20 protein-coding genes are annotated in these 23,986 nt (G+C 60.1%); 7 read left to right on the top strand and 13 right to left on the bottom strand.

All coding sequences use genetic code 11. The annotated features are described in order from the left end of the window. Positions 1–4: 4 nt before the first annotated feature. A complete protein-coding gene (gene zapE / locus ACFZPT_RS16330; protein WP_034113192.1) occupies positions 5–1,117 on the top strand; it encodes a cell division protein ZapE in 1,113 nt (370 codons plus the stop codon). A gap of 164 nt (positions 1,118–1,281) precedes the next feature. Then, positions 1,282–1,773: a GNAT family N-acetyltransferase gene (locus tag ACFZPT_RS16335; RefSeq protein WP_034097063.1), complete on the top strand. Its 492-nt coding sequence runs from the start codon at positions 1,282–1,284 to the stop codon at positions 1,771–1,773. A gap of 88 nt (positions 1,774–1,861) precedes the next feature. Here the strand turns inward: ACFZPT_RS16335 and ACFZPT_RS16340 are convergent, their stop codons facing one another. The 4 genes from ACFZPT_RS16340 to ACFZPT_RS16355 all read right to left on the bottom strand — a co-directional run bounded on the left by ACFZPT_RS16340 (position 1,862) and on the right by ACFZPT_RS16355 (position 6,674). Beyond that, the gene (locus ACFZPT_RS16340) at positions 1,862–2,086 is read right to left on the bottom strand and encodes a hypothetical protein (RefSeq protein ID WP_034097064.1); all 225 of its coding nucleotides are present in this window, start codon (positions 2,084–2,086) and stop codon (positions 1,862–1,864) included. Between the two features lie 143 nt (positions 2,087–2,229). Beyond that, positions 2,230–4,458 (bottom strand): TonB-dependent siderophore receptor, encoded by a 2,229-nt coding sequence (locus tag ACFZPT_RS16345; RefSeq protein WP_034113196.1) that lies wholly within the window; start codon positions 4,456–4,458, stop codon positions 2,230–2,232. Positions 4,459–4,572: 114 nt separating this feature from the next. After that, entirely contained in the window at positions 4,573–6,330 is a 1,758-nt protein-coding gene (locus tag ACFZPT_RS16350; protein WP_034113199.1) for a phosphoethanolamine transferase CptA, read from the bottom strand. A 164-nt stretch (positions 6,331–6,494) separates the two neighbouring features. Continuing rightward, a complete protein-coding gene (locus ACFZPT_RS16355; protein ID WP_256203854.1) occupies positions 6,495–6,674 on the bottom strand; it encodes a DUF6026 family protein in 180 nt (59 codons plus the stop codon). 271 nt (positions 6,675–6,945) lie between these two features. Here ACFZPT_RS16355 and gnd point away from each other — a divergent pair, with 271 nt between their 5' ends. From gnd to ACFZPT_RS16370, 3 genes are read left to right on the top strand one after another with little or no spacing between them, the layout of a single operon-like run. Next, positions 6,946–7,929: a phosphogluconate dehydrogenase (NAD(+)-dependent, decarboxylating) gene (gene gnd, locus ACFZPT_RS16360; protein WP_034097067.1), complete on the top strand. Its 984-nt coding sequence runs from the start codon at positions 6,946–6,948 to the stop codon at positions 7,927–7,929. After that, positions 7,926–9,449: a glucose-6-phosphate dehydrogenase gene (zwf, locus tag ACFZPT_RS16365; protein ID WP_034113201.1), complete on the top strand. Its 1,524-nt coding sequence runs from the start codon at positions 7,926–7,928 to the stop codon at positions 9,447–9,449. The genes gnd and zwf overlap by 4 nt, the downstream gene beginning before the upstream one ends. After that, positions 9,446–10,279: a Cof-type HAD-IIB family hydrolase gene (locus ACFZPT_RS16370; RefSeq protein WP_034097069.1), complete on the top strand. Its 834-nt coding sequence runs from the start codon at positions 9,446–9,448 to the stop codon at positions 10,277–10,279. Before zwf ends, ACFZPT_RS16370 begins: the two co-directional genes overlap by 4 nt. A gap of 60 nt (positions 10,280–10,339) precedes the next feature. Here the strand turns inward: ACFZPT_RS16370 and ACFZPT_RS16375 are convergent, their stop codons facing one another. Then, positions 10,340–10,600 (bottom strand): hypothetical protein, encoded by a 261-nt coding sequence (locus ACFZPT_RS16375; RefSeq protein ID WP_034097070.1) that lies wholly within the window; start codon positions 10,598–10,600, stop codon positions 10,340–10,342. A gap of 344 nt (positions 10,601–10,944) precedes the next feature. On the opposite strand from ACFZPT_RS16375, the gene ACFZPT_RS16380 reads away from it, so the two are divergent. Beyond that, a complete protein-coding gene (locus tag ACFZPT_RS16380) occupies positions 10,945–12,267 on the top strand; it encodes a sigma-54 dependent transcriptional regulator (RefSeq protein WP_034097071.1) in 1,323 nt (440 codons plus the stop codon). Positions 12,268–12,332: 65 nt separating this feature from the next. Here the strand turns inward: ACFZPT_RS16380 and ACFZPT_RS16385 are convergent, their stop codons facing one another. The 7 genes from ACFZPT_RS16385 to ACFZPT_RS16415 form a co-directional block, all read right to left on the bottom strand. After that, the gene (locus ACFZPT_RS16385) at positions 12,333–13,631 is read right to left on the bottom strand and encodes a hypothetical protein (protein WP_034097072.1); all 1,299 of its coding nucleotides are present in this window, start codon (positions 13,629–13,631) and stop codon (positions 12,333–12,335) included. Positions 13,632–13,680: 49 nt separating this feature from the next. After that, the gene (locus ACFZPT_RS16390; protein ID WP_034113204.1) at positions 13,681–14,427 is read right to left on the bottom strand and encodes a hypothetical protein; all 747 of its coding nucleotides are present in this window, start codon (positions 14,425–14,427) and stop codon (positions 13,681–13,683) included. Between the two features lie 42 nt (positions 14,428–14,469). After that, positions 14,470–15,150, bottom strand: a complete 681-nt coding sequence (locus tag ACFZPT_RS16395; RefSeq protein ID WP_034097074.1) for a C39 family peptidase — start codon at positions 15,148–15,150, stop codon at positions 14,470–14,472. A 60-nt stretch (positions 15,151–15,210) separates the two neighbouring features. Further along, a complete protein-coding gene (locus ACFZPT_RS16400; RefSeq protein ID WP_034113206.1) occupies positions 15,211–15,954 on the bottom strand; it encodes a hypothetical protein in 744 nt (247 codons plus the stop codon). A gap of 66 nt (positions 15,955–16,020) precedes the next feature. Further along, the gene (locus ACFZPT_RS16405) at positions 16,021–16,569 is read right to left on the bottom strand and encodes a hypothetical protein (RefSeq protein WP_034097077.1); all 549 of its coding nucleotides are present in this window, start codon (positions 16,567–16,569) and stop codon (positions 16,021–16,023) included. Beyond that, positions 16,569–17,018, bottom strand: a complete 450-nt coding sequence (locus tag ACFZPT_RS16410; protein ID WP_034097078.1) for a hypothetical protein — start codon at positions 17,016–17,018, stop codon at positions 16,569–16,571. The genes ACFZPT_RS16405 and ACFZPT_RS16410 overlap by 1 nt, the downstream gene beginning before the upstream one ends. A 328-nt stretch (positions 17,019–17,346) precedes the next feature. After that, complete coding sequence (locus tag ACFZPT_RS16415; protein ID WP_034113208.1) at positions 17,347–18,342, bottom strand: FecR family protein; 996 nt, start codon at positions 18,340–18,342, stop codon at positions 17,347–17,349. Between the two features lie 153 nt (positions 18,343–18,495). Between ACFZPT_RS16415 and ACFZPT_RS16420 the strand changes: the two genes are divergently transcribed. Further along, positions 18,496–18,765 (top strand): PepSY domain-containing protein, encoded by a 270-nt coding sequence (locus ACFZPT_RS16420; RefSeq protein WP_034097081.1) that lies wholly within the window; start codon positions 18,496–18,498, stop codon positions 18,763–18,765. Positions 18,766–18,786: 21 nt separating this feature from the next. Here the strand turns inward: ACFZPT_RS16420 and ACFZPT_RS16425 are convergent, their stop codons facing one another. After that, a complete protein-coding gene (locus ACFZPT_RS16425) occupies positions 18,787–23,949 on the bottom strand; it encodes a dermonecrotic toxin domain-containing protein (RefSeq protein ID WP_099313240.1) in 5,163 nt (1,720 codons plus the stop codon). Positions 23,950–23,986: the final 37 nt, after the last annotated feature.

Consider the following 23,986-nt stretch of genomic DNA (forward strand, 5'->3'; position numbering starts at 1 on the left):
GGGCATGACTTTCGACTCGCCTCTAGCGGCCTACCAACACGCCATCACCCAGCAGGGCTTTGTGACCGACGCCGCCCAGCGCCGCGCGGTCGAGGCCCTGCAAGCCTGCCATCAGGCCCTGCATCAGGGCTGCGCGCCGATCAACGGGGTTTACTTATGGGGCCCGGTGGGGCGCGGCAAAACCTGGCTGATGGACCAGTTCTATCAAAGCCTGGGTGTCCCCGCGCGGCGCCAGCATTTTCATCACTTTATGGGCTGGGTGCATCAGCGTCTGTTCCAATTGAGTGGCACACCCGACCCATTGCAGGCTCTGGCGCATGAGCTGAGTCGTGAGGTGCGAGTGCTGTGCTTCGATGAATTGTTCGTCAACGATATCGGCGATGCGATCATCCTGGGCCGTTTGTTCCAGGTCATGTTCGAGGCGGGTGTGGTGATGGTCTGCACCTCCAACCAGCCGCCCGATCAGTTGTATGCCGAGGGTTTCAACCGCGAGCGCTTCCTGCCGGGCATCGCCGCACTCAAGCGGCATATGCAGGTGGTGGCGGTGGACGGTGAAGAGGATCACCGTCTGCACCCTGGCGTCGGCCTGCAGCGTTACTGGGTCAACCAGCCGGAGGCGTTGGCCGAGGTATTTGGGCGTCTGGCCGAAGGGCAGCCGGTGGTCAGTGGGCCGATTGACGTCGGGCATCGCCGCATCCTCGCGGTGCGCGCCAGCGACCTTGTGCTGTGGTGCCGTTACGCCGATCTGTGTGAACAACCCTTGGCGGCGATGGACTTTATGCTGCTGTGCGATCGCTACAGCGCCATCCTGCTCGGCGAAGTCCCTGAGTTGAGCGCCCGCAAGCGGCCTGGCCGGATTGCCCGTGGCACCGAAGATGGTGCCCAGCGCGTGCTGGCCGGTGATCGCGAACTGCCGGCGTTGTCGGTGCACGATGACAGCGTGCGGCGTTTTATCGCCCTGGTGGATGAATGCTACGACCGCAAGGTGCCGCTGTTCATCGAAGCCCGCGTCCCGTTGGAGCGCCTTTACACCGAGGGCTACCTGGAATTTCCGTTCCGTCGAACCTTGAGCCGCTTGCGGGAAATGCAGCTACAGCGTTTCGGCGCGACCCCGTAGGAAAAGCCCCCGAAACCGTCCGGCAGACGCTTTTGATGGGTAAAACCTTCGCGCTTTCATGCGGGGATTTGTAGTTAATCTCCTTCATCTGCGGCTGATGCCGTGCGTACAATCGTGCCTCTCAAAGGGAGCTGATTCCCTTGTTGTTGCTATCGAGGACGGAAATGGACACCCCTGACATCCTGGTGCTGCAAGCCAGCTACACCAATCCCGTGCATGCCGAGGCGATCGCCACGTTACTCAACCATTACGCTGAAGACCCCATGGGTGGCGGCCATGGCCTGCCCGCTGACTTGCTGGAGCAACTGCCGGCGGAACTGGCCAAGCGGCCCCATGCATTCAGCGTGCTGGCATTTGTCGGCGGCGAGCCCGCAGGGTTGATCAACTGTTTTGAAGGGTTCTCCACGTTTGCCTGTCGACCGTTGGTCAATGTGCATGATGTGGCGGTGATGGAGCGTTTTCGCGGGTTGGGGTTGAGTCAGAAAATGCTGCAGAAGGTCGAGGAAATCGCCCGCCAGCGTGGCTGCTGCAAGATCACCCTGGAAGTACTTGAAGGCAATGCCGTGGCGCAGGCGGCTTATCGCAAGTTCGGCTTTGATGATGCGGTGTTTGATCCGGCCCATGGCCGCATGCTTTTTTGGAATAAACCGCTGTAATAAAAAAGGCGCCATTGAATGGCGCCAAGTTAACCATTGCCAAAGGAGCGAAATGACAAAGGGAGCTGCGGATTAACACCCGATTAAATTAACCCTTGGGTTGCTGTTCAATGCCAGATTGTTCGACAGGCGTGTTCTTCAAGTCTCTACCGTCAGCAGCTGCGGTTTGCTGTTGCAGAGGGCCGTGAGTCTGCTCCTGAATAAAGGCGAAGTTGTTGTAGAACTCCTTCGAGCGCTCTGAACCGCCCTCGGCAAAGGCTGCGGCGGAGGTCAACGTCATCAGGCTGGCGAGGATTAGGGTGGAAAGTTTCATGGTGGTGTTCCCATTAAGTGTGATCGGTATTCGCTCGCTCCCTGATCGAATGGATGGGGCAACTATGGGGGCGTGTCATTAAGTGGGAATTAACCTGAGGCACACCCGAAGTTAACTTTTTTTATTAACTTCAGGTGTCGAGATTAAAGCTTCCAGTCTAGGGCCAAGGTAACCGCGCGGGGGTCGCCCCAGTACACGCCGTTATAGAAACCGACGCGTTCGTAGTACTTCTGATCGAATAGATTGTTGATGTTCAACGATGCCGATAGATGCTCGTCGACTTGGTAGCGCGACATCAGGTTGACCACGGTGTAAGCCTGCTGCGTGATCTTGTCGCGGGTAGTGATCAGCTCGCCGTCGGCATTCCGTTCCCCCGTGGGCCGATTACCGAAATCGTAAATCTCGCTCTGCCAATTCACCGCGCCGCCCACGGTAAGCTTGCGCCATGCGCCTGGCAGGCGATAGGCGCTGGACACCTTCAGCAGGTTCAGGGGCTGGCCGGTGTTGTTGCGTGTGCCCGCGCCGTTCACCGAGTGGGTGTAGGTGTAACCCGCCGTGAGGTTCCAGTCCGGCATGATCTCGCCGGCAACCTCCAGCTCGAAGCCGTTGACCTTGTTGCCTTTGCCGCCGGACTTATAGTACTCCTCGCCGGTGGCCGGGTTCGGCGCCACCGAGTAGTCGCGTTCCGCGACGTTATCCTGGGTACTCCAGAAGTACGCGGCGGCCAGGTTCACGCGCTCATTGAGCACGCTGCCCTTGAGGCCGACTTCATAGTTGCTGCCCACCACCGGCTCCAGGTATTTCTTGTTGGCATCCCGCAGGCTTTGCGGTTTGAAGATATCGGTGTAGCTCGCGTAGACGGTGTACTCCGGCGTCAAGTCATAGAGCAGCCCGGCGTAGGGCGTCCACATATCGTTGTGGGTCTGGCGGGTCTTGTCGTTGGCGGTCAGTTGGTTGTTGGCATCGTAGCTCGGGGCCGCGCTTTCCAACTCCCAACTGCCGTAGCGACTGCCCAGTACGGCGTGCAGGCGCTCGGTCAGGCTCAGGCGGGTGGCCAGGTAACCGGCCTTTTGCTTTTTGCTGCTGTGTTCGCCCTTGAGGTCGGTGACCGTGTCGGTGAACTTGGGGATGCCGCCCATGTATTTCCAGTCTTCAATGGTGTAGTAGCTGTCATCCAGGCGGCTGCGCATAAACGGCGACACGTCGCGTTGGGCCGCTTCGCCGTAGCCCATCATCAGTGCATGTTCGCGCCCCAGCAGCGCATAACTGCCGGCCAGATTCAGGTCAACGGCTTCCATTCTCGAAGTGCCGCGCATATGGCTGGCCCAGGCGCTCATGCCGCTGCGGTCGTCGTTGGGGAAGCCCGCGCCGCCGTAGTACACCTTGCCGTCCGTGTCGCTTTGCCGATGGGTATAGGCGGCTTTCAGGTGCCAGTCGCCTGCCAGGCGATGATCCAGGGTCGCGAAAGTGGTTTTGTCGGTCAGCGGCCAGGAGCTCCAGTGCGCCGCCATATTGGTCGAGCGCGGCAGCCTGGCCTTTTCGCCCCGGCTGTTCCAGTATGGTACGGTGCCCCAGGAGGTGCCTTGAACCTGCTTGTCCTGGTAATCGAACCCCACGGCCAGCACGGTATCGTCTGACAGGTCACCTTCAAGAATGCCGTAGCCGACCGAGCGCTGCAGCGCATAGTTATCTCGGAACGACTGGCTGTCGCGGTAAGCCAGCACCGTGCGCCCGCGTAGGCGACCGTCGTACGCCAGCGGACCGCCGACGTCCAGGTAGCTGTAGTAATTGTCATGGCTGGCACCGCTGAGACCGGTTTTTGCCTGCCATTGGGCGGTTGGGCGCTTGCGCACCATGTTCACGGTGGCCGAAGGATCGCCCGCACCGGTGGTCAAGCCCGTTGCACCGCGTACCACTTCGATACGGTCGTAGATGATGGTGTCGGCGTCGGATTTCATATAGCCGAACGTATTGAGCATTCCGTCGATCTGGAAATTGCTGATGCCATAGCCACGGGAAGAATAGGCCACGCGGTCGGAGTCGTTGTGCTGCACGTTGATGCCGGTGGTCTGGCGCAGCACGTCGGTCAAGGTATTGAGGTTGAAGTCGTCCATCTGCTGGCGGGTGATTACCGAGATCGACTGCGGAGTGTCCTTGACGGACAGGTTCAGGCGCGTGGCGGTGTTCATCGAACCGGTGGTGTAGGACCCGGTGTGCTCGGTGGTGGCGCCGAGGCCATCCGCGGTGATGCTGGTGGCTTGCAACTCCAGCGGTGTTGGGTCGCTATCGGTTTCAGCCAGCAAGTCAGGACTCAGCAACAGGCCAAACACGCTGAGCGAAAAGGACATGGAACGGGTGAAGGGCGCGATCATCGCGGAAGACTCCTTGTCGTCTTTGCGGCCTTTTCGGTATGAAAAGGCCATGGCTCAAAGACGAAAGGAGCAGGGCAACTTTAGGCTTAAACGAGAATGATTGTTATCTTTCTGTTACAAGGCCGGTGTTTCCTGTAGCACCACTTCGGTGGTGGCGGCTTTCTTCGGCTTGATCAGGCTGAAGTCGATCAGCGGCTTTTGCTGGCGCTGATAGGGGTCGCCGATCAGCAGCGGGCGCGGTTTGAAGCTGTCACTCACCAGGCTTTTGCTGCGGTCCAGCTCAGTGGAGCTCAACCCGGCCAGATCGGCCCAGGTGTGAATCAACTGTGAGCTGCTGTAGGGCCGCTGCAGGTCACCGGCAAAATTCCAGCTGTGGCTTTCGCGCCATTTCGGCGAGGCGTAGGCCATGAACGGAATGGTGTACATCGGCGCCGTCGGCTTGCCTTCATTGCGGCCCAAAGTGCTGTGGCCGGCGGAGTCGAATACGTCTTCGCCATGGTCCGACAGGTACAGCAGGAAGCCGTTGGGGTCGGTCTTGGCGTAGTCCTTGATCAGGCTCGACACCACGAAGTCGTTGTACAGCACCGCATTGTCGTAGCTGTTGTAGGTCGGCAACTGATCGTCGCTGATGCTCGCAGGCACACCTTCACGGTCGGTGAACTTGTCGAAGCTGGGCGGGTAACGGTACTGGTAGCTCATGTGCGTGCCCAGCAGGTGCACCACGATGAACTTGCGCTCGGCCGGATCGGCCAGGGCCTTGGAAAACGGTGCCAATACATCGCCGTCGTACTGACGGGCGTTCTGGTTGCGGTTGTTGTTCAGGTACACCTGCTCGTCGGCCTGTTCGGAAAAGGTCGTGAGCATGGTGTTGCGCTTGGTCATGGTCTGCTGGTTGGTGATCCAGTAAGTCTTGTAGCCGGCCTGTTTCATCATGCTGACGATGGATGGCGTCTTGAGGTACAGGTCGGGGTTTTCTTCGTCGGCGAAGGTCAGGACCTGCTGCAACGCCTCGATGGTGTAGGGGCGTGGGGTGATGACATTGTCGAACACGGCCAATTGGTCGCGCAGCTTGTCCAGCTCTGGTGTGGTTGCGCGTGGATAGCCGTACAGGCTCATGCGCTGGCGGTTGGTCGATTCGCCGATGACGAGCACCAGTGTCGACGGCTGGCCGGCGGCGGCGTCCTTGAGGTTGGTCAGCGGCGGGATCTGGCTGGCGCTGTGCAGCATGCCCTGCATGTTGTCCAGTTGTTCGGTGTAACGGCGGTAGGCCACGATCATCTGCCAAGGTACGGCCGGCTCGATGCGGGTTTCGAAGCGGTCGATGCCGTCGGCCAAGGTCTCGCTACGGGCAATCTGCTTGACCAGCGGGTAGCCGACAATGGCCACCAGGATCGCGGTTGCCGCCAGTAACGCCTGGCCGCGCGGCAGGTAGACCGGGCGCACGCGGGTCCATAGGAAGATGGCTAAGGCAGTGTGGGCAATGAACGCCAGTACGATCCACCAGGCGAAGTACTGGGTGAGGTATTCACCGGCTTCGGAGATGTTCGACTCGAACATGATAAAGATGACGCTCTGGGAAAATTCCTGCTGATAAACGAAGAAATATCCCAGGCTGGCCATGGAACAGACCCACAGCACCACGCCGATCACGGCGGCGAGTACACGGGTCTGGCGTGGAAAGACCAGCATCGGCGCGAGCCACAGGGCGCTCATGAAAAAGGCTTGGCGAAACCCGCTGAAACCCGAGGTGCCGCTTAGTTGGATCAGCAGTTGGGTAATACCCGAGAAATACCAGAAAAACAGGAACAGCCAGCCAAGGCCAGCCCAATCAAAGCCTTTCGCAGACTTAGTGCTGCGTTTGAACATTGCCATCCGGCGCTCCAACCCAAGAGTTTTCCAGTTGACGCGCAGGGCTGCACGCAACACCGGCCACCCTGGTTTTAAGGGGCGGCCTTTGGGGGCGGGAGTATCGGGATGGGCGTGTGAAAACTTTGTGAGATTTTTGTAGGGGTTATCTTACAAAGCGGTGACAGGGCTCAGCAGAGTGCAGGTTGCGCGCCGGCCGGCTGATCCAGTTGAGCCTGGATGATGTACGAGCGCAGGCGCATGACTTCCTGCTGCAATTGTTCGCGCTCGTCTTTCAACTGACGCAACTCATCGCGACGGATATTGACGTAGAGAGTCTGGGGAGGGCGGGTCATCTGTGCTGTGCTCATTGCTTGCCTCGCAAATAGCCGGTGTGTCGCGGTGTGCCAGAACGCTTGAGTCGAGGTTCTCGGCATCAGTCGGAAGCAATTCTGAATTCTTTTTCACAGCAATGGAACTTTTTTATTTTTGGTGGTCGTGTGACTTTTGCCGCGATGATGGTGAAACGATGGCATCTTTTTTGGCATGAAACTACACGGATCCGCTCTGGACTAACCCTCATTAGCCTCATTGCGCTATAAACTATGTCACACATTTTTTAGTAGTTAGGAGCATCAGCACATGCAACTGGGGATTATCGGACTAGGCCGCATGGGCGGGAATATTGCACGGCGCCTGATGCTCAATGGGCATACCACCGTTGTTTACGACCGTAACGAAGCATTTGTCAAAGGCTTGAGCGAAGAGGGCGCCACTGGCGTTGCCGATCTCAAAGCCCTGGTCGCCGGGCTGCAGCAGCCTCGCGCCGTGTGGGTCATGTTGCCGGCGGGCGACCCCACCGAGAACACCATTCAAGAACTCAGTGAACTGCTGGACAGCGGCGACGTGATCATCGATGGCGGCAACACCAACTACAAGGATGACGTACGCCGCGCCAAGGCCCTGGCGGAAAAAGGTCTGCACTATGTCGACGTCGGCACTTCCGGCGGTGTCTGGGGCCTGGAACGCGGCTATTGCATGATGATTGGCGGCGATACCGAAACCGTGCAGCGTCTGGACCCGATTTTCGCCAGCCTGGCGCCAGGCCTGGGCACCATTCCGCGCACCAAGGACCGTTCCGCCGCCGCCGACCCGCGCGCCGAACACGGTTATATCCACGCTGGGCCGGCCGGTTCCGGGCACTTCGTCAAGATGATCCATAACGGCATCGAATACGGCATGATGCAGGCGTTCGCCGAGGGTTTCGACATTCTCAAAACCAAGAACTCGGAGAACTTGCCCGAAGATCAGCGTTTCGACCTGAATGTGGCCGATATCGCCGAAGTGTGGCGCCGTGGCAGCGTGGTGTCGTCGTGGTTGCTGGACTTGACCGCCGATGCCCTGGCCACCGACCCGAAACTCGACGGCTATTCCGGCTCCGTGGCCGACAGTGGCGAAGGCCGCTGGACTATCGAAGCGGCCATGGAACAAGCCGTGCCGGTGCCGGTGCTGTCCACCTCGTTGTTCGCCCGTTTCCGCTCGCGCCAGCAGAGCACTTACGGTGACAAGATGCTGTCGGCGATGCGCTTCGGCTTCGGTGGTCACGTGGAGACTTCCAAAAAATGACGGCTAACGGCAAAAAACTGAAGGCCGAACCCGCTCCACCTACCACTTTGTTCCTGTTTGGCGCCCATGGCGACTTGGTCAAGCGCCTGCTGATGCCGGCGCTGTACAACCTCAGTCGCGACGGGTTGCTGGGCGACGGCTTGCGCATCGTCGGGGTGGATCACAACGCTATCAGCGATGCCGACTTCGCCAAGAAACTCGAAGATTTCATTCGCACCGAAGCCGCGAGCAAGGTCAAAGGCAATGCCGAGAACGCGCTGGACCCGCAGTTGTGGGCTCAGTTGGCCAAAGGCATCAGCTACGTCGAGGGCGACTTCCTCGACGACAGCACCTACACCGACATCGGCAAGAAAATCGCCGAGAGCGGCACCGGCAATGCGGTGTTCTATTTGGCCACCGCGCCGCGTTTTTTCAGCGAGGTGGTGCAGCGGTTGGGCAGCGCCGGCTTGTTGACGGAAACTGACCACGGTTTCCGTCGCGTGGTCATCGAAAAACCGTTCGGTTCCGATCTGGCCACCGCCGAAGCGTTGAACGCGTGCCTGCTCAAGGTGATGAGCGAGAAGCAGATCTACCGCATCGACCATTACCTGGGCAAAGAAACGGTACAGAACATCCTGATCAGCCGTTTCTCCAACGTGCTGTTCGAAGCGTTCTGGAACAATCACTACATCGATCACGTGCAAATCACCGCCGCCGAAACCGTCGGCGTGGAGACGCGGGGTAACTTCTTCGAAAAAACTGGCACGTTGCGGGATATGGTGCCCAACCACCTGTTCCAGCTGTTGGCCATGGTCGCCATGGAGCCGCCAGCGGCGTTCGGCGCCGACGCGGTGCGCGGGGAAAAGGCCAAGGTGATTGGCGCGGTGCGCCCCTGGTCCCTGGAAGATGCACGGGCCAACTCGGTACGTGGCCAGTACACCGCTGGCGAGATCGGCGGCAAGGTATTGCCGGGTTACCGCGAAGAGGCCAACGTCGCGCCGGACAGCAGCACCGAGACCTTCGTGGCGCTCAAGGTGATGATCGACAACTGGCGCTGGGTCGGCGTGCCGTTCTACCTGCGCACCGGCAAGCGCATGAGTGTGCGCGATACCGAAATCGTGATCTGCTTCAAGCCGGCCCCCTATGCGCAGTTCCGCGATACCGACGTGGATGAACTCAAGCCTACCTACCTGAAAATCCAGATCCAGCCGAATGAAGGCATGTGGTTCGACCTGTTGGCGAAAAAGCCTGGGCCGACCCTGGATATGGCCAATATCCAATTGGGTTTCGCCTACAAGGACTTTTTCCAGATGCAACCGTCGACGGGGTACGAAACCCTGATCTACGACTGCATGACCGGCGACCAGACCTTGTTTCAGCGCGCCGACAACATTGAGAACGGCTGGCGCGCGGTGCAGCCATTCCTCGATGCGTGGAAGGAAGATGATGGCATACAGACTTACAAGGCAGGTGAAGATGGTCCGGCGGCGGCTGACACGCTGCTGGCCCGGGATGGTCGTACCTGGCACACACTCGGATGAGTGATGCCGCGATCCAACCCATCCGTTTTATCCTCAGCGACGTGGATGGCACGTTGCTGCATCCCGACCACAGCCTCAGCCAACGCACGGCCGATGCGGTTCGTGCCTTGCGTGACGCCGGTGTGCTGTTCAGCCTGGCCAGCGGGCGACCGCCCAAGGCCATGTTGCACCTGATTGAAACGTTCGGTATCGATGTTCCGGTGGCGGGCTTCAATGGCGGTACGTTGATCCATCCGGACGGCAGGGTTTTGATGGCTCATCACCTGCCTGCTGAAGCCGCGCTGATCGCCTTGGCGCTGTTTTCGGCCGAGTCGGAGGTGGAAGTCTGGATGTTTGCCGATGGCGATTGGCTGCGCCGTGGTTCGCCCGGCCCGATGGAACCGCGGGAAACCGCTGGGCTGGGTTATGGGCCGCAGGTGGTGGAGAGTTTTGAGCCCTATCTGGATCGGGTCGACAAGATTGTCGCTGCCAGCCTTAACACGCAACTGCTGGTTGAACTGGAGGCGCGTTTGCACCCCAAGGTCGAGGGGCTGGCGCAGGTTTCGCGGTCGCAGCCGGTTTATCTGGATGTGACGGCCATGCTGGCCAATAAAGGCGAGGCGTTAAAAACGTTGGCCGAGCATCTGGGCGTGGCGCTTGAGCACACTGCGGCCATCGGTGATGGCGGCAATGACCCGGCGATGTTTGAGGTGGCCGGGCTGGCGATTGCCATGGGCCAGGCGGAAGAAACCGTCAAACGTCGCGCCAATGTAGTGACGGGCACTAATATTGACGACGGTGCCGCAGAAGCTTTCGAGCGGTTTATTCTGCCGTCACACTCAATACGCTAGTTCAACGGCACAACTTACGATCACGCTTTGTATGGATCGAAAGTTGTGCCGTCGATTTATTTACTTAGGCATTGCCCAGGATTGCAACTGATAGCCGCTTTTATCCAGTTCGGCACGCGCCTGCAACAGCAGGTTTTCCAATTGCGCGGGATCGGTGTAGGCACTCGACGAGAGTTGCTTGCGGCCGATGCGGTTGTTGGTGCGGTCGACGACGCTGAGGCTGAGGGCGCCATTGCCATCGTGCCAGGCCACGCACTGAAAGGGCTGGAAGGCACGGTCTGCGATCAAAAGAGCTTCGTTGATGCGGAGCGGGGCGTTCATTGGGGTCTCTCTCTAAATGCCCAATCAAATGAGTGCCGTCGGTTGGGCGAGCCAGGCGGCGGGTTACTTGTACTGATGCGCGATGGCGGGGTGCGGGTCACATGTTAGAGCAACAAATTTCAACTTTCCGTGATTGAGGTCATGTAAGCGCCTGTTTTGAAAGCTGATTGAAAGTTTCCCCAGTCGGCAACTTTTTAATCGCTGAAGCAAGAAGATGGCTTTTTGCCCCGACTTATAGCGAAACGGTACAAGGCGCGCGTCAATATCTTGCTAGGGTTAGCACCAGTCGTTACAACTGGTTGTTTCTAAATAACTTTAACGATTTTTGACGCCAAGGATCAGTCATGGGTGTGCCTCTCGTCCAACGCCGTTTGCTTGTGGTCGATCCGTGCGATGACTGCCATGGACTGTTGCCCGGGCTGCGTACGGCGGGGTGGGAAGTGGACAGCTGTGCGCTGGAGGACGTGGGGGATCGCTCCTGCGATGTCGGCCTGCTGCGCTTGCAGCCCGAACACCTGAAGAGGCCCGAAGCGGTCAAGGAGCTGATCGGCCGCAGCGGCACTGAATGGATTGCCGTGCTCAGCCAGGATGTACTGCGCTTGCAGAATGTCGGCGACTTCGTTTGCGAGTGGTTTTTCGACTTCCATACGTTGCCGTTCGACGTCTCGCGGGTGCAGGTCACTCTGGGACGCGCATTCGGCATGGCGCGCTTGCGCGGTAAAGGCCACACACCGGTGGATGAGGGGCATGAACTGCTGGGCGATAGCCGGCCCATTCGTGAACTGCGCAAACTCTTATCCAAGCTGGCGCCCACGGAGTCCCCCGTCTTGATTCGCGGTGACAGCGGCACTGGCAAGGAGCTAGTGGCCAAAACCCTGCATCGTCAGTCCCAGCGCCATGCCAAGCCTTTCGTGGCGATCAACTGCGGTGCCATCCCTGAACACCTGATCCAGTCCGAACTGTTCGGCCATGAGAAAGGTGCGTTTACCGGCGCGCACCAGCGCAAGATCGGGCGTATCGAAGCGGCAAACGGCGGCACGCTGTTTCTCGATGAAATCGGCGACCTGCCGATGGAGCTGCAGGCCAACCTGCTGCGGTTTTTGCAGGAGAAGCACATCGAGCGCGTCGGCGGCAGCCAGCCGATCCCGGTGGATGTACGTGTGCTGGCGGCGACCCACGTCAATCTTGAAGCGGCGGTGGCCAAGGGCGCCTTCCGCGAGGATTTGTACTACCGCCTCAATGTGCTGCAGGTGGTCACCGCGCCGTTGCGCGAGCGCCATGGTGACGTGGCGATGCTGGCCAACCACTTTGCGCGTTTCTACAGCCAGGAAACCGGACGCCGCCCGCGCAGTTTCAGCGAAGATGCCCTGGCGGCTATGGCGCAGCATCCGTGGCCCGGCAATGTGCGTGAGTTGGCCAACCGGGTGCGCCGTGGCCTGGTGCTCGCCGAAGGGCGGCAGATCGAAGCCGTTGATCTGGGATTGCAGAGCGAGCAGGCAATCGCGCCACCCTTGGCTACACTCGAAGACTACAAGCACCGCGCCGAACGTCAGGCGCTGTGCGATGTGCTCAACCGTCATAGCGACAACTTGAGTGTCGCTGCCCGTGTGCTCGGCGTGTCCCGGCCTACGTTCTATCGGTTGCTGCACAAACACCAGATCCGCTAGGGCGGGTAAACCGAAAAGCCCCGCAACGACCCTTATCGTTGCGGGGCTTTTCCTTGTGCGTCTGGTTAGAAGTAGTACGGGAATTTCAGGCTGAAGGTGAAGTCCGGCGCATCGTCGGTCATACCGATCGCCAGGTTCGGCACGATCGTCAGGTTATCCGAGGCGGCAATGGTCATGCCCACGTTGAAGTAGCCGGCGTTGGCATCGCTGGAGACCACCGATTGCCAGTCCCCGCCATTGGGTTTGAGGCGACTTTTACGCTGGACCAGGTCAGACACCGAAAACGACATGCTCATTTTCTCATTCAGCGCGAACGCTACGCCCATGCCGACCTGGAAGCTGTCACCCAGGCTGACCTTGCCGCCGACCTTCTGGTTGACGTCGCTGCTGATGTCGTCGAACGAATCTTCGAAGTTGTGGGTGTAGGACAACGAGCCAAACAGCACGGCCGGATCGAAGGTCTTGACCAGGGAGATGCCCGGCGTGATCGACCAGACCCCGTTGCCGGTGGGCAGGCTTTCAGGTACGAACAAGTTGTCGTTGCCGGGTTGGTTGATGAGCTTGATGCCGAACGGTTCCTTGCCCGTCGGCGCCTTGACCCGTACCGACACCACCGCATCCGGCAGGGTGGGGGTCTCGTCGAGGAACTTGTAGGCCACACCGAAGTTGACGTCGCCGATGGTCGGGTCGCGGGTCACCGATGCTTCCGATGTTGCCGTGCCGTTGTTGCCTGCACCGGCCGATTGGTACGTCGATTCGCGGTACACCACCGGCACGTTAACGTCGAACTGCCAGCGGTTGTCGAGGTTGTAGCGGCCGGTCAGGTCCAGGGTCCAGTTGTCCGACTTGATGCGGTCGAGGTTGATATTGCCGAGGAAAATCGAGTCCAGGGCCAGGAACCCATTGAGGGTCAGTTGGCGCGCGTCGTAGCGAGCGTAGGTCACGCCGGTTTCGAAGCTGAACTTGCCATTGCCGAAGAAGCCACTAGCTTCGTTATAAAGGTTGCTGACACTTTGCGCAGGCGCCGAGTCGTCCTTGAGGGACTGCCCATAGGAACTGCCGCCGCCCGCGCCACCGGAGGCCGCAGCGGCGCCAGTGCCGGCCACGGTGGTGCCGCCTTTCTGGAAGTCGGCGGGGGATTTGGCCAGGCGTTTGGGCGCCGGCGTCGCCGGTTGGTCTTCGACCTGACGCACTCGCTGTTCCAGCACCGCCAGGGCCTTTTGCTGCACTTCGTAACGTTGCTTGAGTTCCAGGAGTTCTTGCTTGAGTGTTTCGATATCGGCATCTGGCGCGGCATACAACACGGATGCGGGCAAGAGCGTACTTAAACAGACCACCGCACGAAGCGATAACGATCGATGCATGAAATAAGCCGTCCTTTTTTAATGCGTAAGTGTCGAGGGTCAGCGTAGTTCAATAACCGAGCGTACGTAGGCCTTTGAGTTGGTCCAGGTTGCAATTCAACGCCGGGTTGTTCAGCCCGTTATTGCCCATCACGACGTTAAGTTGAGTGATGTTGTTGACGAAGTTGGTATTGCCGGTCAAGACAGTGCCTTGCAGCACCGTGCCACCGCCAATCTGCTGCAGGCTGTTGCCTTGGTTATGGTTGGCCTGGATCGCCATTTGCAGTCCACCGTTATTGGCCGACACGCTCACTTTGCCGGCCGCGCTGTCACCGGTCACGGTGCCGCCTGCCACCAGCACTTGCCCCGATTGCGCGAGATTGGCCGGCGCCAGGCCGTCCTGACTCACGGTGATCCCGACATTGTTGTTCGCGGTGTTGCCATCGCCGGCTGCGCGCACGCTTTGCGTCACACCCTGGCCGCTGCCCAGACCGGCGCCGCCGACGACATTGCCGGTACCGGTGCTCTGGCCGGTGCCGCTGCCCGCCGAGCCGGTGGTCTGCACATAAAATTGCGGGGTGATCGTGGTTTTATCGACCTGCATGCTGGCCTTGCCGGTGATGCTGTCGCCCATGGCATTGGTCCAGGTGCTGCTCATCACGATACCGAAGCTGATGATGCGCCCCGGCATTACATAACGACCGCGCAGGTCGGCCATTTCCGAGTCTTTCAATTCGATCGGTTTGAAACCCGATGACGCATAAGCGGGCATTGCGGCTGCCAGCCACACAACTGTCAGCCAACGGGAAGTGTTCATCTTCTGCTCCTGGAGCATCCTGGTCCCTTATGGCGCTTCTTATTAAAAGAAGTCGCTCTGGATAAAACCGAAATCCATCAATTCGGCGTCGCCCACGGGCCTGAACTCATTCAACTGGTTCTTGGCGGTCAGGGGGGTAGGGGGCGCGAGCAAGGCGTTGGTCTTGTCGTAACCTTCACCCAGTACGGCGAATACGATGCCATTCCAGCCTTTGACGAAGTCGTCGCGGGTGTAGCGCTTATGGCCCAGCACCGGGTCGCCGATGTAGACCCAGTCTTTGTCGGCACGCTGCATCACCACGAAGTGCTTGTAACCACGGATTTCCAGCAGCACCACAACCGGGATCTTCACGGTCAGCAGGGATTCCGGCGAGATCTTGTAGCCCCGCGCCCGCATGCCGATGCTTTCCAGGTAGCGCTTCATGTCCAGCATGGAAAAGCCCTGGGTGCGCACCAGGTCCTGATCGGCGTTGATCAGCATGCCTTTGATCACATGGTCTTCGTCGACGTCCAGCCAATAGCCCTGACGCAGGATGGTGGCGAGGGCGGCCGCGCCGCAGCTGAAATCGGTTTTCTGTTCCACCAGGTTGGCGAACCGGCGCTCGCGGATACTCTCGACCTTCTTGTAGATCACTGCACCGCCAGGCATGGCGGAGATCGCCATGGTGCCTGCCCAGGTCGGGCCGGTGAGGAGCATCAGCAGGGTGAGGGTCGCGAGGCGCATGATCGAAGTCCGGATGGACACTGGAATAGGAAAGGGCCTTGTTGCCAAGGCCCCGTTGGATCAGAAGCGCACGCCGCTGGCGCAGACGGTGCAACCTTGACCGATTGCCAGGCTGTTGCTGCCCTGGTTGCCGGAGCCGGATTGCAGGTTCACGCCCATGTTGCCGGAGTTGCGGTTAACCGAGTTGTCCAGGCTGGCGTTGTTGGACACATACTGAGGCTTGCCGCCATAGCCATAACCGTGGCTGGTGGCCGCAGCGTTGAGGTAGCTGTTACCGAGGGAGTTTTGCTCGGTATTGGCGGCAGCTGCGATGTTTTTGCCGTCGGCAGTGACGATCGCCAGGTTGTTTTTACCCTGGTTGCCTTGGCCGGCCTGACCGTTGTAACCCACGTTGCCGGAGTTACCGTTGATGGAGTTATCCAGAGACGCGTTGTTCTGGGTGCCTTTGTTGACGTAGGTGTTCAGCACGCTGTTCTGATTCACGTCGACCAGACCGAATACAGTGGCCGCATCGCTTTTGGCGCTGGAGATAGCGGCAGAGTTGTCAGCCTGGTTACCGCTGCCAGCTTGCGCGTTGACACCCGCGTTACCGCTGTTGCTGTTGACCGAATTATCGGCAGAGGCGTTATTTTCGGTCTTGGTATCGTCAAACTTGTTGCCGGCGCTGTTTTGAACGTCAGTGACCACAGCGGCAATAGTGCCGGTAGGTTGAGGCGCAGGGTGCCAGCCACCTGCTTGAGCAGCAGCAGCCATGAGCGCGGCGAGAGCGAAAACCAGAGGTTTCAGAGCCATTTGAGGTTTCATGGTGTTTCTCCTTGCTTCTATTAGTTGGTTAAGTGTTGGTACGGTCTTGCGAGTACTACCAAGTCGTTACTTGATAGTGATGCCCAGGGTGTTAGCCATTCGGTTCCCCACCCCGGCACTCTGGTTCACCTGAATCACTCCTCGGCTGCCTGTGAAGGCCTGGTCGCTGGTAACGACCAGGCGGCTGCCAGTGGTGGGGGTGAGCCCTGAGTCGGTTAATTGCGTCGTGTTCTGTTGCAACAAGACGCTGTCGTCGATGCTTTGCGGGCCAGGGTTGACGCTGATCCGCACGGCGTTGACGGTTTGGTTGTTGGCCCCGGCCGCCTGGTTGACGCCCAACATGCCGTTGCCATTGGTAAAAGAAGCGCCCTGAATCGCAGCCTTGGCGTTCAGAGACGGATCGACCTGACCGTCGAGCCGTTGGATATTCACGGTGGTGGCCTGGCCGCCGAGCGTGACGGCACGGTTATTGGCCTGTTGCTGCTGATTGCCCGCCGCTTGGTTGATCGAAAAGTTACCGCGGTAGTCTTTGCCGCTGTTGTTGATCACAGCGTTGTTGTCGGCCATGGCCGAGGCACTGCCCAGCAGGGCGAGCAAGAGCAAGGTACGGTTCATTATTTGCCCCCCATCATGTTGCCGAGGTTATTCAGAGGGGCCATGCCGCGTTGGATCGAGTCACTGATCTGTCCGCCCATGCTGCTGCCGCTGCCATGCCCGGCGGTGGCGCCGGTGCCGAGGGTAGACATGCTGTTCTGCGTGGCATGCACGCCGGTCAACGTGCTATCGATCTGGCTGGCGCGGGCGAAACTTGAACCGCTGCTGACACCGCTGATAGCCAGGTCACTGAGCTCGCCGGTGGCGCCAAGAACCTCTTGGGTGGGATTGGCATTGGCGGTGGTGGGGTAGGGGTCTTTACCGAAAGCGGCGCGACCGTACATGTGTGCCTGTACGTTGCGGCCCGTCACGATCACACCATCACCGGCAAAGGCTGGTGCACTGATGCCGAGGCTGAGTACACAGCTGGTCAGCAGTACCTTCATCGAGTGTTGTGTGAGTGTGTTCACGGCGGCATGTCCTTATTCTCAGCACTGACCCTAAACAGTGCTATGAGGAATAGAGCAGATGCCGTGCCGCTTTTTGAATTGTCTTGATATTCAATGGTTTGTGAATAACTAGAGGCGCGTCGACGTTGCCGGTGTCTCAGTGCTGAAACACCTGCCCTTCAAGCGCGTGCAGCCCGCTGTGCCACAAACGATTCACCCCTGTGTATCAGCGGCGTAACACCGCACATGACAAAAGCATGAACCCACGCTGTACACGGGCTTCAGGGCAGGCAGGTGTTTCAAAAATGGACACTGCGGGCGCGAACAGGCCCGCACGAATCGGCCGGGCTCAGCCTTTAGGGTTTTTACGCGGGATGGAATTGAGAACGGGGTTGCCGTCCTGGTTCTGCGTCAGATAGACCGGCAGTACCTTGGGCAGCGAGGGGATGAGGTTGTTGACCTCGGTGAGGTTGTAGATGCCGCCTATTCGAATCGCCCCGGTGCTGGCGTCGGCCAGCATCACCGGTTTGCTCAAGTAGCGGTTGATCAGCGGTAACGCGTCGACCAAGGCCAGGTTATCGAGGATCAGCTTGCCCTGGCGCCAGGCCAGTGCGCTGTCATTCGGGCTGAACGGCCTCACGCGCGGAGTGGCATCGCCCGCTTGGTAGCTGGCCTGCATGCCCGGAGTCAGGGGCACGCTACCATGCGTGGCATCGCTGGCGATCTGCACCGAGCCTTCGAGCAGCATCACGCGGACCTGATCGCCATATTTCCATACATTGAATTGGGTGCCTGTCACGCGCACCTGGCCTTCACCGGCGCGCACCACAAACGGATGGGCGCTGTCGTGGCTGACATTGAAAAACGCCTCGCCTTTCTTCAGCGTGACCCGGCGCTGATCCTTGTAGTTGCTATAGACCAGTTCGGTGCCCAGGTTCAGCTCTACCTGGCTGCCATCGCTCAAGGTCACCTGACGCAAGCCCTGGGTCGCCTCGAAACGTTCATAGGAATTGGGCAGCCACCCGGCCTGCCACCCGGTGAACGCCGCCAGCGGCAGGGCCGCCAGGCATAGCGCCGCCGCCACGGCATAACGACGTACGCGGCTGCGCGATTTGAACGCCAATACCGGTGCGGTGGGCGCGGTGCGCGGCAAGTGATCGGCGACGTCCCAGATTTCCAGCATCGCGGCGTATTCAAAGGCATGCAGGGGATGGGCGTCATGCCATTGTTGAAAAGCCTGACGTTCAGCCGGTGTGCAATCACCTGCATGCATGCGCATGCACCAGTGCGCTGCGGCATCGGTGATGGTGTCGTATTCGGCTTCTGAAACAGACTTTTCGGTCATTTACGCATCCTGATTTCCCACATTCTAACCTCCGCGGGCCGATGGGGAGAACAGCCATCATGGCGATTGCACATCAATTGGAACTTATTCTTATTTGCCAGTACCTAAAAATTTCAGGACACGCGTCCGTTATTCCCACTATGGAGTTCCGTTATGTTGAAGAAAACCTTAGTCGCCCTGTGTGCAACCTCCGCGCTGCTCAGTGCCGGTGCCGCCCTGGCCGATAAGCCGGGCGCAGGCTGGATCACTATCGAAAAGGCCATCGAAGTGGCCAAGACCAAGGCCGGCTACGTTGAAGTCTATGCCGCCGAAGCCGACGATAACGGCTACTGGGAAGTCAAAGGGCGCAAGTCTGACGGCACCGTGTATGAAGCGCGCATCGACGGCGCCTCGGGCAATATCCTGCGTGACCAGAAAGACTGACGTCTCGCGCCGGGAGCCGGTTCAGGCTCCCGCATCCAATTCCCTGCCGAGCTGGCTGATCAGGTAAGTCACCGAATCGGCGTTGGCCAAAATCGTATCGATTCGCTTGTTGGCGTCACTCATAAACACCGTCCGCGCATCGTCCAGGGTTCGCGTCCCGGTAGTACTCAACACCTTGTCCTTTTGCGGCGAAGTCCCACGACTGGCTCCAAAGTCTTCCCATTGCTGGGTGAACTCGTCCCACGTTCTGAACAGCATGGTGGCCGGGGTGAGTGTGGAGAGCGCGGTATCGCGCAAGTCGGCCAGATCCGTGTGCATTCGCCTGGCGCCACTGACGTTGAGGTTAATCAGGTCGTGGAACGGCCGCATGCTGTCGAGGTACGCCAGGTCTTCGGTCAAGGACTTGAGGTGGGTGATCTCGTGAATCAACGTGGTGGCGCGGGCATGGGCAGAGATGTTGAAGGGTGTCGTGAGGCGATTCTGATAGATGTCCAGCGGCGGATCGAAAAAGCGGTCCACCAGGTAGATTTTCTGTTCCCGGTCCTCGGGTAGCACAAAAGCGAAAGTGTTTTGCGGGCTGTAGCGATGGGTGCCGCAGACAAAGCGCTGGGAGTCCGGGCCGACCAGGGTATGGTTGATCAGCTCATCGAGCACTTCGTCGACGCGTCGCTCAATTCGTTGCACCTGCTCGCCGGTCAGCGTAACCACGCCGAACAACTCACTGAAGAACCGTCCCAGCCGGCTGCCGGGTTCGCGCAGCGGTGCAAAGTGCAGCAGGTTGCGTTTGCACGTCACCGCGTAATAGGTCGCGACGTTGAGCGCTTCGTCGATGCACTGGGCCTTCCAGCTCGACAGGGCGGCAATTTCGCGTATGCCCACCGCCTCGATATTGATAGCGTCGCGCTCCGCCGCCCAGGTTTGCATTTTGCCCGCGTAGCGGCTCAGGGTTTTGCCGTAGCGCGGATGATGGCGGTCCAGGTCCAGGGTCCATTCGCCCTGGGCGTTGGCTCGCACATAAGGGCCGTGCTGCTCGTCGCGGCTCAGGCGCCAGCGTTCCCCGGCTTTTCTCACCGAATACACCTTTCCCGCCAATGGCACGAAATGTGCGCGCGTGTCGTTGTCGGTGTACACGAAGGGTGGCGCGCTGCGCTCCAGGTCGCTCAGGGCAACCTGGTGATTTTCGAAGGCTTGCAGGGCGGTTCGCCCAGGTGCGGTCAGGTCCAGCTCGTCCAGGCTGGCGGCCACGGGGGCAGGGGCATCTAGCCAGTCGTCAAAGGGCAGCGGCTGTTCGCTGGGTGGAGTTGGCGGCAGCCACTGGTCCAGCGCTTTGCGTAAAGAGGCAAGCTCGGCCACGCCCGCGACAAAGGTTTTGAGCGAGTGCTGCCAACGGTGCTCCTGTAAGTCTTCGGCCGATGTTTTGAACAGTTGGTAGCTGCGCCACACCGTCAGCGGGTAGGTCAGTTTGCCCGCCATAAATTGCAGGCTCTTGGGAATGCCCTTGCTCAACAGGCTGGTCACCGCGTCCCAATGGGTCTTGCCTGACGCGCAAAACTGGCCGGCCAGCATCTGCAGCAGCAGCTGGGTATTGTCGTCGAACAGTCGGTTGAGCAGATTGCCGGCGATGGGCGAGTCACCCAGGCGGATGTCCGAGAGATCCGGGCGCCAGCGCTCACTCAGCAGATTGCGGTAAGTGGCTTGATGGGGCGCTTGCAACTGCCCGATCACCCATTCCTGTAGCGCCCCGGGGCTGGTGAATTCGTGCAGGAGCGCCGCCTCGCTGGGGAACTCTTTCAACAAATGTTTAGGGCTGTACGGTGCATACAGCACCAACGGCCCGGACGCGCCGGGCTTGGGGCCGATCAGGTAACAGCCCAATGCCTTGGCCTGACTGGCGCCGGCGGTGGCGATCAGCTCCAGCGGGCGGATCATCGCCGTGACCCCATGCACCGCCGCGCGGGCCACTGCGTCGGGCATGTCGAAGACTTGCCGGATAAAGCCCCAGGCCGTGGCGGACAGCCGTTCAGTGAGGGTTTGTTCATGGGCGTACTGCAACAATTGCCACGGCAGCTGCCGGCAGAATAGGCGGCGCCGCTCACGCGCGTCGTCGCTCTGCCCCTGGAGCAGGCCGCTCAACACTTGGCGGTACAGCGTTTTCAAATCCAGTTGTCGCACCAATTGCACGATGGCCGCGCCGTCGAGTGTCTCCGGCAGTGGGACGCTGGTGCGCGAGCGCGGGCGGATCGTCTCGGCGCGCAGATCGGGCAGGTGCCGCAACGCGAAGTCCGTCAGGGTCTGGGTGTGGCCTTCGAGGTCGATACGTCCGGGAATCAGCACGTGATCCGGGTTGTACACCTGGCCTGGGAACCGCGCGCCGAGCAGGGTTGAGAGGGTACTGAAGATGTGTTCGCGCATCGGCACGATGCTGTGCAGATAGTCCCGTTCGTCAGGCGCACTGACGCGATATTGCTCAAGCAGCTCGGCCTGCAGGATCTGTTCGTGGGGCCGCGCCATGCCCAGCCAGACTGGCAGCGCTTGTTGGTGGATCAGGGCGCGCGCCAGGGTGATCGACCTGGGCAGATTGGACGGAGTTTGACGCCTGATCAGCCGGTCCATGCAGTCCTGGAAGCGCGTGGCGCTGAGCCCCATCGCCAGCACCTGGTCGATTTCGTCGCGGGTGAAGTCGCTGTAGCTCTGCTGACGGTTGTGCAGCAGGTGTTCGTCGATTCGCTGCAAGGGCCCCAGGCGACAGGCCTGGTGAGGGATGCGCCGCGACACCGGCAGGTTCTCCAGCAGGGGCAGACGCTGCACGGGGTTTTGCAAGCGCTGTTCGAGCTTGTCGCGCAGGGCCTGGATCGACGCAAACGCCTCATAGCCACCCCGTGGGGTCCACAGCAGGGCGGTGCCCGAGTGGATGGGGTCGATGCCACCGCGCTCGGTCAGCACAAAGGCATTGGCCAGGGGCTGAGGCTCGGTAGCGGTGCCCAGGAACAGGCTCAGGCTGAACGCATCCGGAATAAACCCATTCAGGCCATGGCGGGTCAGCCGGCTCATGCCGTCGGCATTGAGGGCGCTATCGAGTAACGCCAGGGCAGGGGGCGGCAGGCTATGGTCCAGGCGCCTCAATTCGGTTTCGCCGCGCAGCCCCTGCAACATGCCCTGGCTCAGGTGCGCCCGGTTATTCTCCAGCAGCAAGTGGGGCAGGGTACGCAGGTCCCGTTGCGCGAACGTGCTGAGCACCTGTTCGATGACGGCGTTGAAACTGTCGATGGTCAGGTTGTGCAACTGGTAGGCCACGCCGGCGCTCTGTTCTGTGTAGAACCAGGTCAGGGCCGACTCGGTGAGCCGATCGGCTTGCCCGGCCAGACGCGCGATAAAGTACTCGACCATGCTCAATGACGTATGGGGCGCCCGCTCTTCACGCTCTGCAGCGGGGGTGACATAGGTGTTGAGATAGACGTGCTCGGCCTTGAGATCGAGCAGACGCTTGGCCAACTCGGTGTCCAGTGCATGGGCGACCAGGCTGCGCAAGGTCGGCTGCCGGTTACGTTCCAGCGCCATGGCCGCGTCCACCGCCTGCAAACGTTCCAGGTGCACCTTGGCCTTCTCCGATTGCACGGTAGTAGGGCGGCCATTGCCGCTGGTGATGGGGTGAAGGGTCCAGCGCCCATCGGCCTCCTGCTCCAGCAGCCGCGTGTCGAGCATGCTGCGCACGTCCAGTGCAGTGTCGAGCAGCGCGGCCAGGTCGATCACGCCGTTGCTGCGCCGATAGAGCCCCAAGGCATAGTCCAGATTGTCGGACTGCTTGGTGACAATGTCCTCGATCATTGCCTGGAACACATCGCCCGCGATGGGCTTGCCGGTCACTTGGATATGTTCCATGCCCACGAACGCACTGCGTTCATCCACCGACAGAAAGTGCAGCAGTTCGTCCTCGTGGCCCGCCGTTCTGAGCATCTGCAACAAGGCATCTTTGAGGTCGCTCAGGTTTTTGAGTACCTGCAACCCCCGCGATTGGGTGTAGAGGTAGGCCTGGCTATCGCTGATCATCAGCGTGCTGGCCAGCTCCACATAGTGTTGGAACGGGGCATGCACCCGGACCTTTTCTATCCTCAGATGGCTGGCATAGGCGCTACGCGCCGCCTGGTCGGGAAGGAACAGCGCACGCAGATCCAGGCTTTCCTGGCTGGACAGGACTAGGCCCTGCTGCTTGAACAGCAGATCGGCGCGAAACTTGTCGCTCATGACCCGCGCAAAAAAACGCAGGCGCGACTGACCGCGGTTGAAATCTTCATTCCAGTAGGTTTGCAGCAGGCTGTTCAACAGCTTCGAGAGGATGCCGCTGGTCTGTTCGACCACACTGTCCCAGCGCTGGTGGTCCTGGGCCCTCTGTTGCGCGGTGTGTGCGCTGTCGTCATGGCCCACATTGAAATACGTGTGAGTCTGGTTCGCCGGCCAGGCTTGCTTGACGTAAAACTGCAGCAGCGCATCGCGCAATGACTCGGAGGCCACCCAGCGACTCTCCTCCACAGGCGTGGGCTGGGTAAAAAAATTCACCCGCGTGTCGCGCTGGTCCAGGCCCGGAAAGTACGAGCGGGCCATGATGCCCAGCAGGGTGTCGAGCATGCCGCGCAGGTCGGGGAGCTTGCGCAGTTCCTCCAGCATCGCAGAGACGTTGTGTTGCTGGCCGGCCAGGATGGTTTGTTCCTGGTCTTGCATCACCGCGCCTGGAATCACCGCGCCCGTTGTCTTCAGCGGTTCTGTGCTGGGCAAGCCGTCGCGTTCGACAATCGCCAGAAATTGCAGGAGTTCAGCGCGCCGGCTTGGCTGCGTCAGGCGTTCATCCACCTTATGGAGCAGCGCGGCCCGGCTGTCGAACAGTTCCAGGCCGCCGTAGGGGGTAAACAGCACCGCTTTGTGGTCATCGGGTGTCGGGCTCATCATGAACACACCCGCCAGGGGCACGGGGGCGTGGTCGGGCCGGTTGACCGACAAGCGTTCGACGTGCATCGGGTAACGCTGCACGCTGGGGTCGATACGCGCGGTGTGGGTGGCGTAGTACAGCGTGTGCAGCCAATCGAGGTCTCTGACCGAGAACCCGAGCGCGCGCTCGCGGGGCGTGGGGGTCTTGCGTTTGACGTTTTGCAGGAACTCATCGAAGAAATACGGGGGCGTGAGGTTCGCCATGGTGCGCTCTCCAGCAAGGCGGCGGGATAAGGCTTCA

It is taken from the genome of Pseudomonas sp. MD330_10 (assembly GCF_042610415.1).
Lineage (GTDB): Bacteria > Pseudomonadota > Gammaproteobacteria > Pseudomonadales > Pseudomonadaceae > Aquipseudomonas > Aquipseudomonas rhodesiae.

Excerpts from the sequence above, each read along its gene's own strand:
- ACFZPT_RS16415 (WP_034113208.1), bottom strand. The coding sequence starts at position 18,342 with ATGACCGAAAAGTCTGTTTCAGAAGCCGAATACGACACCATCACCGAT.
- ACFZPT_RS16350 (WP_034113199.1), bottom strand. The coding sequence starts at position 6,330 with ATGGCAATGTTCAAACGCAGCACTAAGTCTGCGAAAGGCTTTGATTGG.
- ACFZPT_RS16335 (WP_034097063.1), top strand. The coding sequence starts at position 1,282 with ATGGACACCCCTGACATCCTGGTGCTGCAAGCCAGCTACACCAATCCC.
- ACFZPT_RS16375 (WP_034097070.1), bottom strand. The coding sequence starts at position 10,600 with ATGAACGCCCCGCTCCGCATCAACGAAGCTCTTTTGATCGCAGACCGT.
- ACFZPT_RS16425 (WP_099313240.1), bottom strand. The coding sequence starts at position 23,949 with ATGGCGAACCTCACGCCCCCGTATTTCTTCGATGAGTTCCTGCAAAAC.
- ACFZPT_RS16400 (WP_034113206.1), bottom strand. The coding sequence starts at position 15,954 with ATGAAACCTCAAATGGCTCTGAAACCTCTGGTTTTCGCTCTCGCCGCG.
- ACFZPT_RS16420 (WP_034097081.1), top strand. The coding sequence starts at position 18,496 with ATGTTGAAGAAAACCTTAGTCGCCCTGTGTGCAACCTCCGCGCTGCTC.
- ACFZPT_RS16355 (WP_256203854.1), bottom strand. The coding sequence starts at position 6,674 with ATGAGCACAGCACAGATGACCCGCCCTCCCCAGACTCTCTACGTCAAT.
- zapE (WP_034113192.1), top strand. The coding sequence starts at position 5 with ATGACTTTCGACTCGCCTCTAGCGGCCTACCAACACGCCATCACCCAG.
- ACFZPT_RS16370 (WP_034097069.1), top strand. The coding sequence starts at position 9,446 with ATGAGTGATGCCGCGATCCAACCCATCCGTTTTATCCTCAGCGACGTG.
- zwf (WP_034113201.1), top strand. The coding sequence starts at position 7,926 with ATGACGGCTAACGGCAAAAAACTGAAGGCCGAACCCGCTCCACCTACC.
- ACFZPT_RS16340 (WP_034097064.1), bottom strand. The coding sequence starts at position 2,086 with ATGAAACTTTCCACCCTAATCCTCGCCAGCCTGATGACGTTGACCTCC.
- gnd (WP_034097067.1), top strand. The coding sequence starts at position 6,946 with ATGCAACTGGGGATTATCGGACTAGGCCGCATGGGCGGGAATATTGCA.
- ACFZPT_RS16405 (WP_034097077.1), bottom strand. The coding sequence starts at position 16,569 with ATGAACCGTACCTTGCTCTTGCTCGCCCTGCTGGGCAGTGCCTCGGCC.
- ACFZPT_RS16395 (WP_034097074.1), bottom strand. The coding sequence starts at position 15,150 with ATGCGCCTCGCGACCCTCACCCTGCTGATGCTCCTCACCGGCCCGACC.
- ACFZPT_RS16390 (WP_034113204.1), bottom strand. The coding sequence starts at position 14,427 with ATGAACACTTCCCGTTGGCTGACAGTTGTGTGGCTGGCAGCCGCAATG.
- ACFZPT_RS16380 (WP_034097071.1), top strand. The coding sequence starts at position 10,945 with ATGGGTGTGCCTCTCGTCCAACGCCGTTTGCTTGTGGTCGATCCGTGC.
- ACFZPT_RS16345 (WP_034113196.1), bottom strand. The coding sequence starts at position 4,458 with ATGATCGCGCCCTTCACCCGTTCCATGTCCTTTTCGCTCAGCGTGTTT.
- ACFZPT_RS16385 (WP_034097072.1), bottom strand. The coding sequence starts at position 13,631 with ATGCATCGATCGTTATCGCTTCGTGCGGTGGTCTGTTTAAGTACGCTC.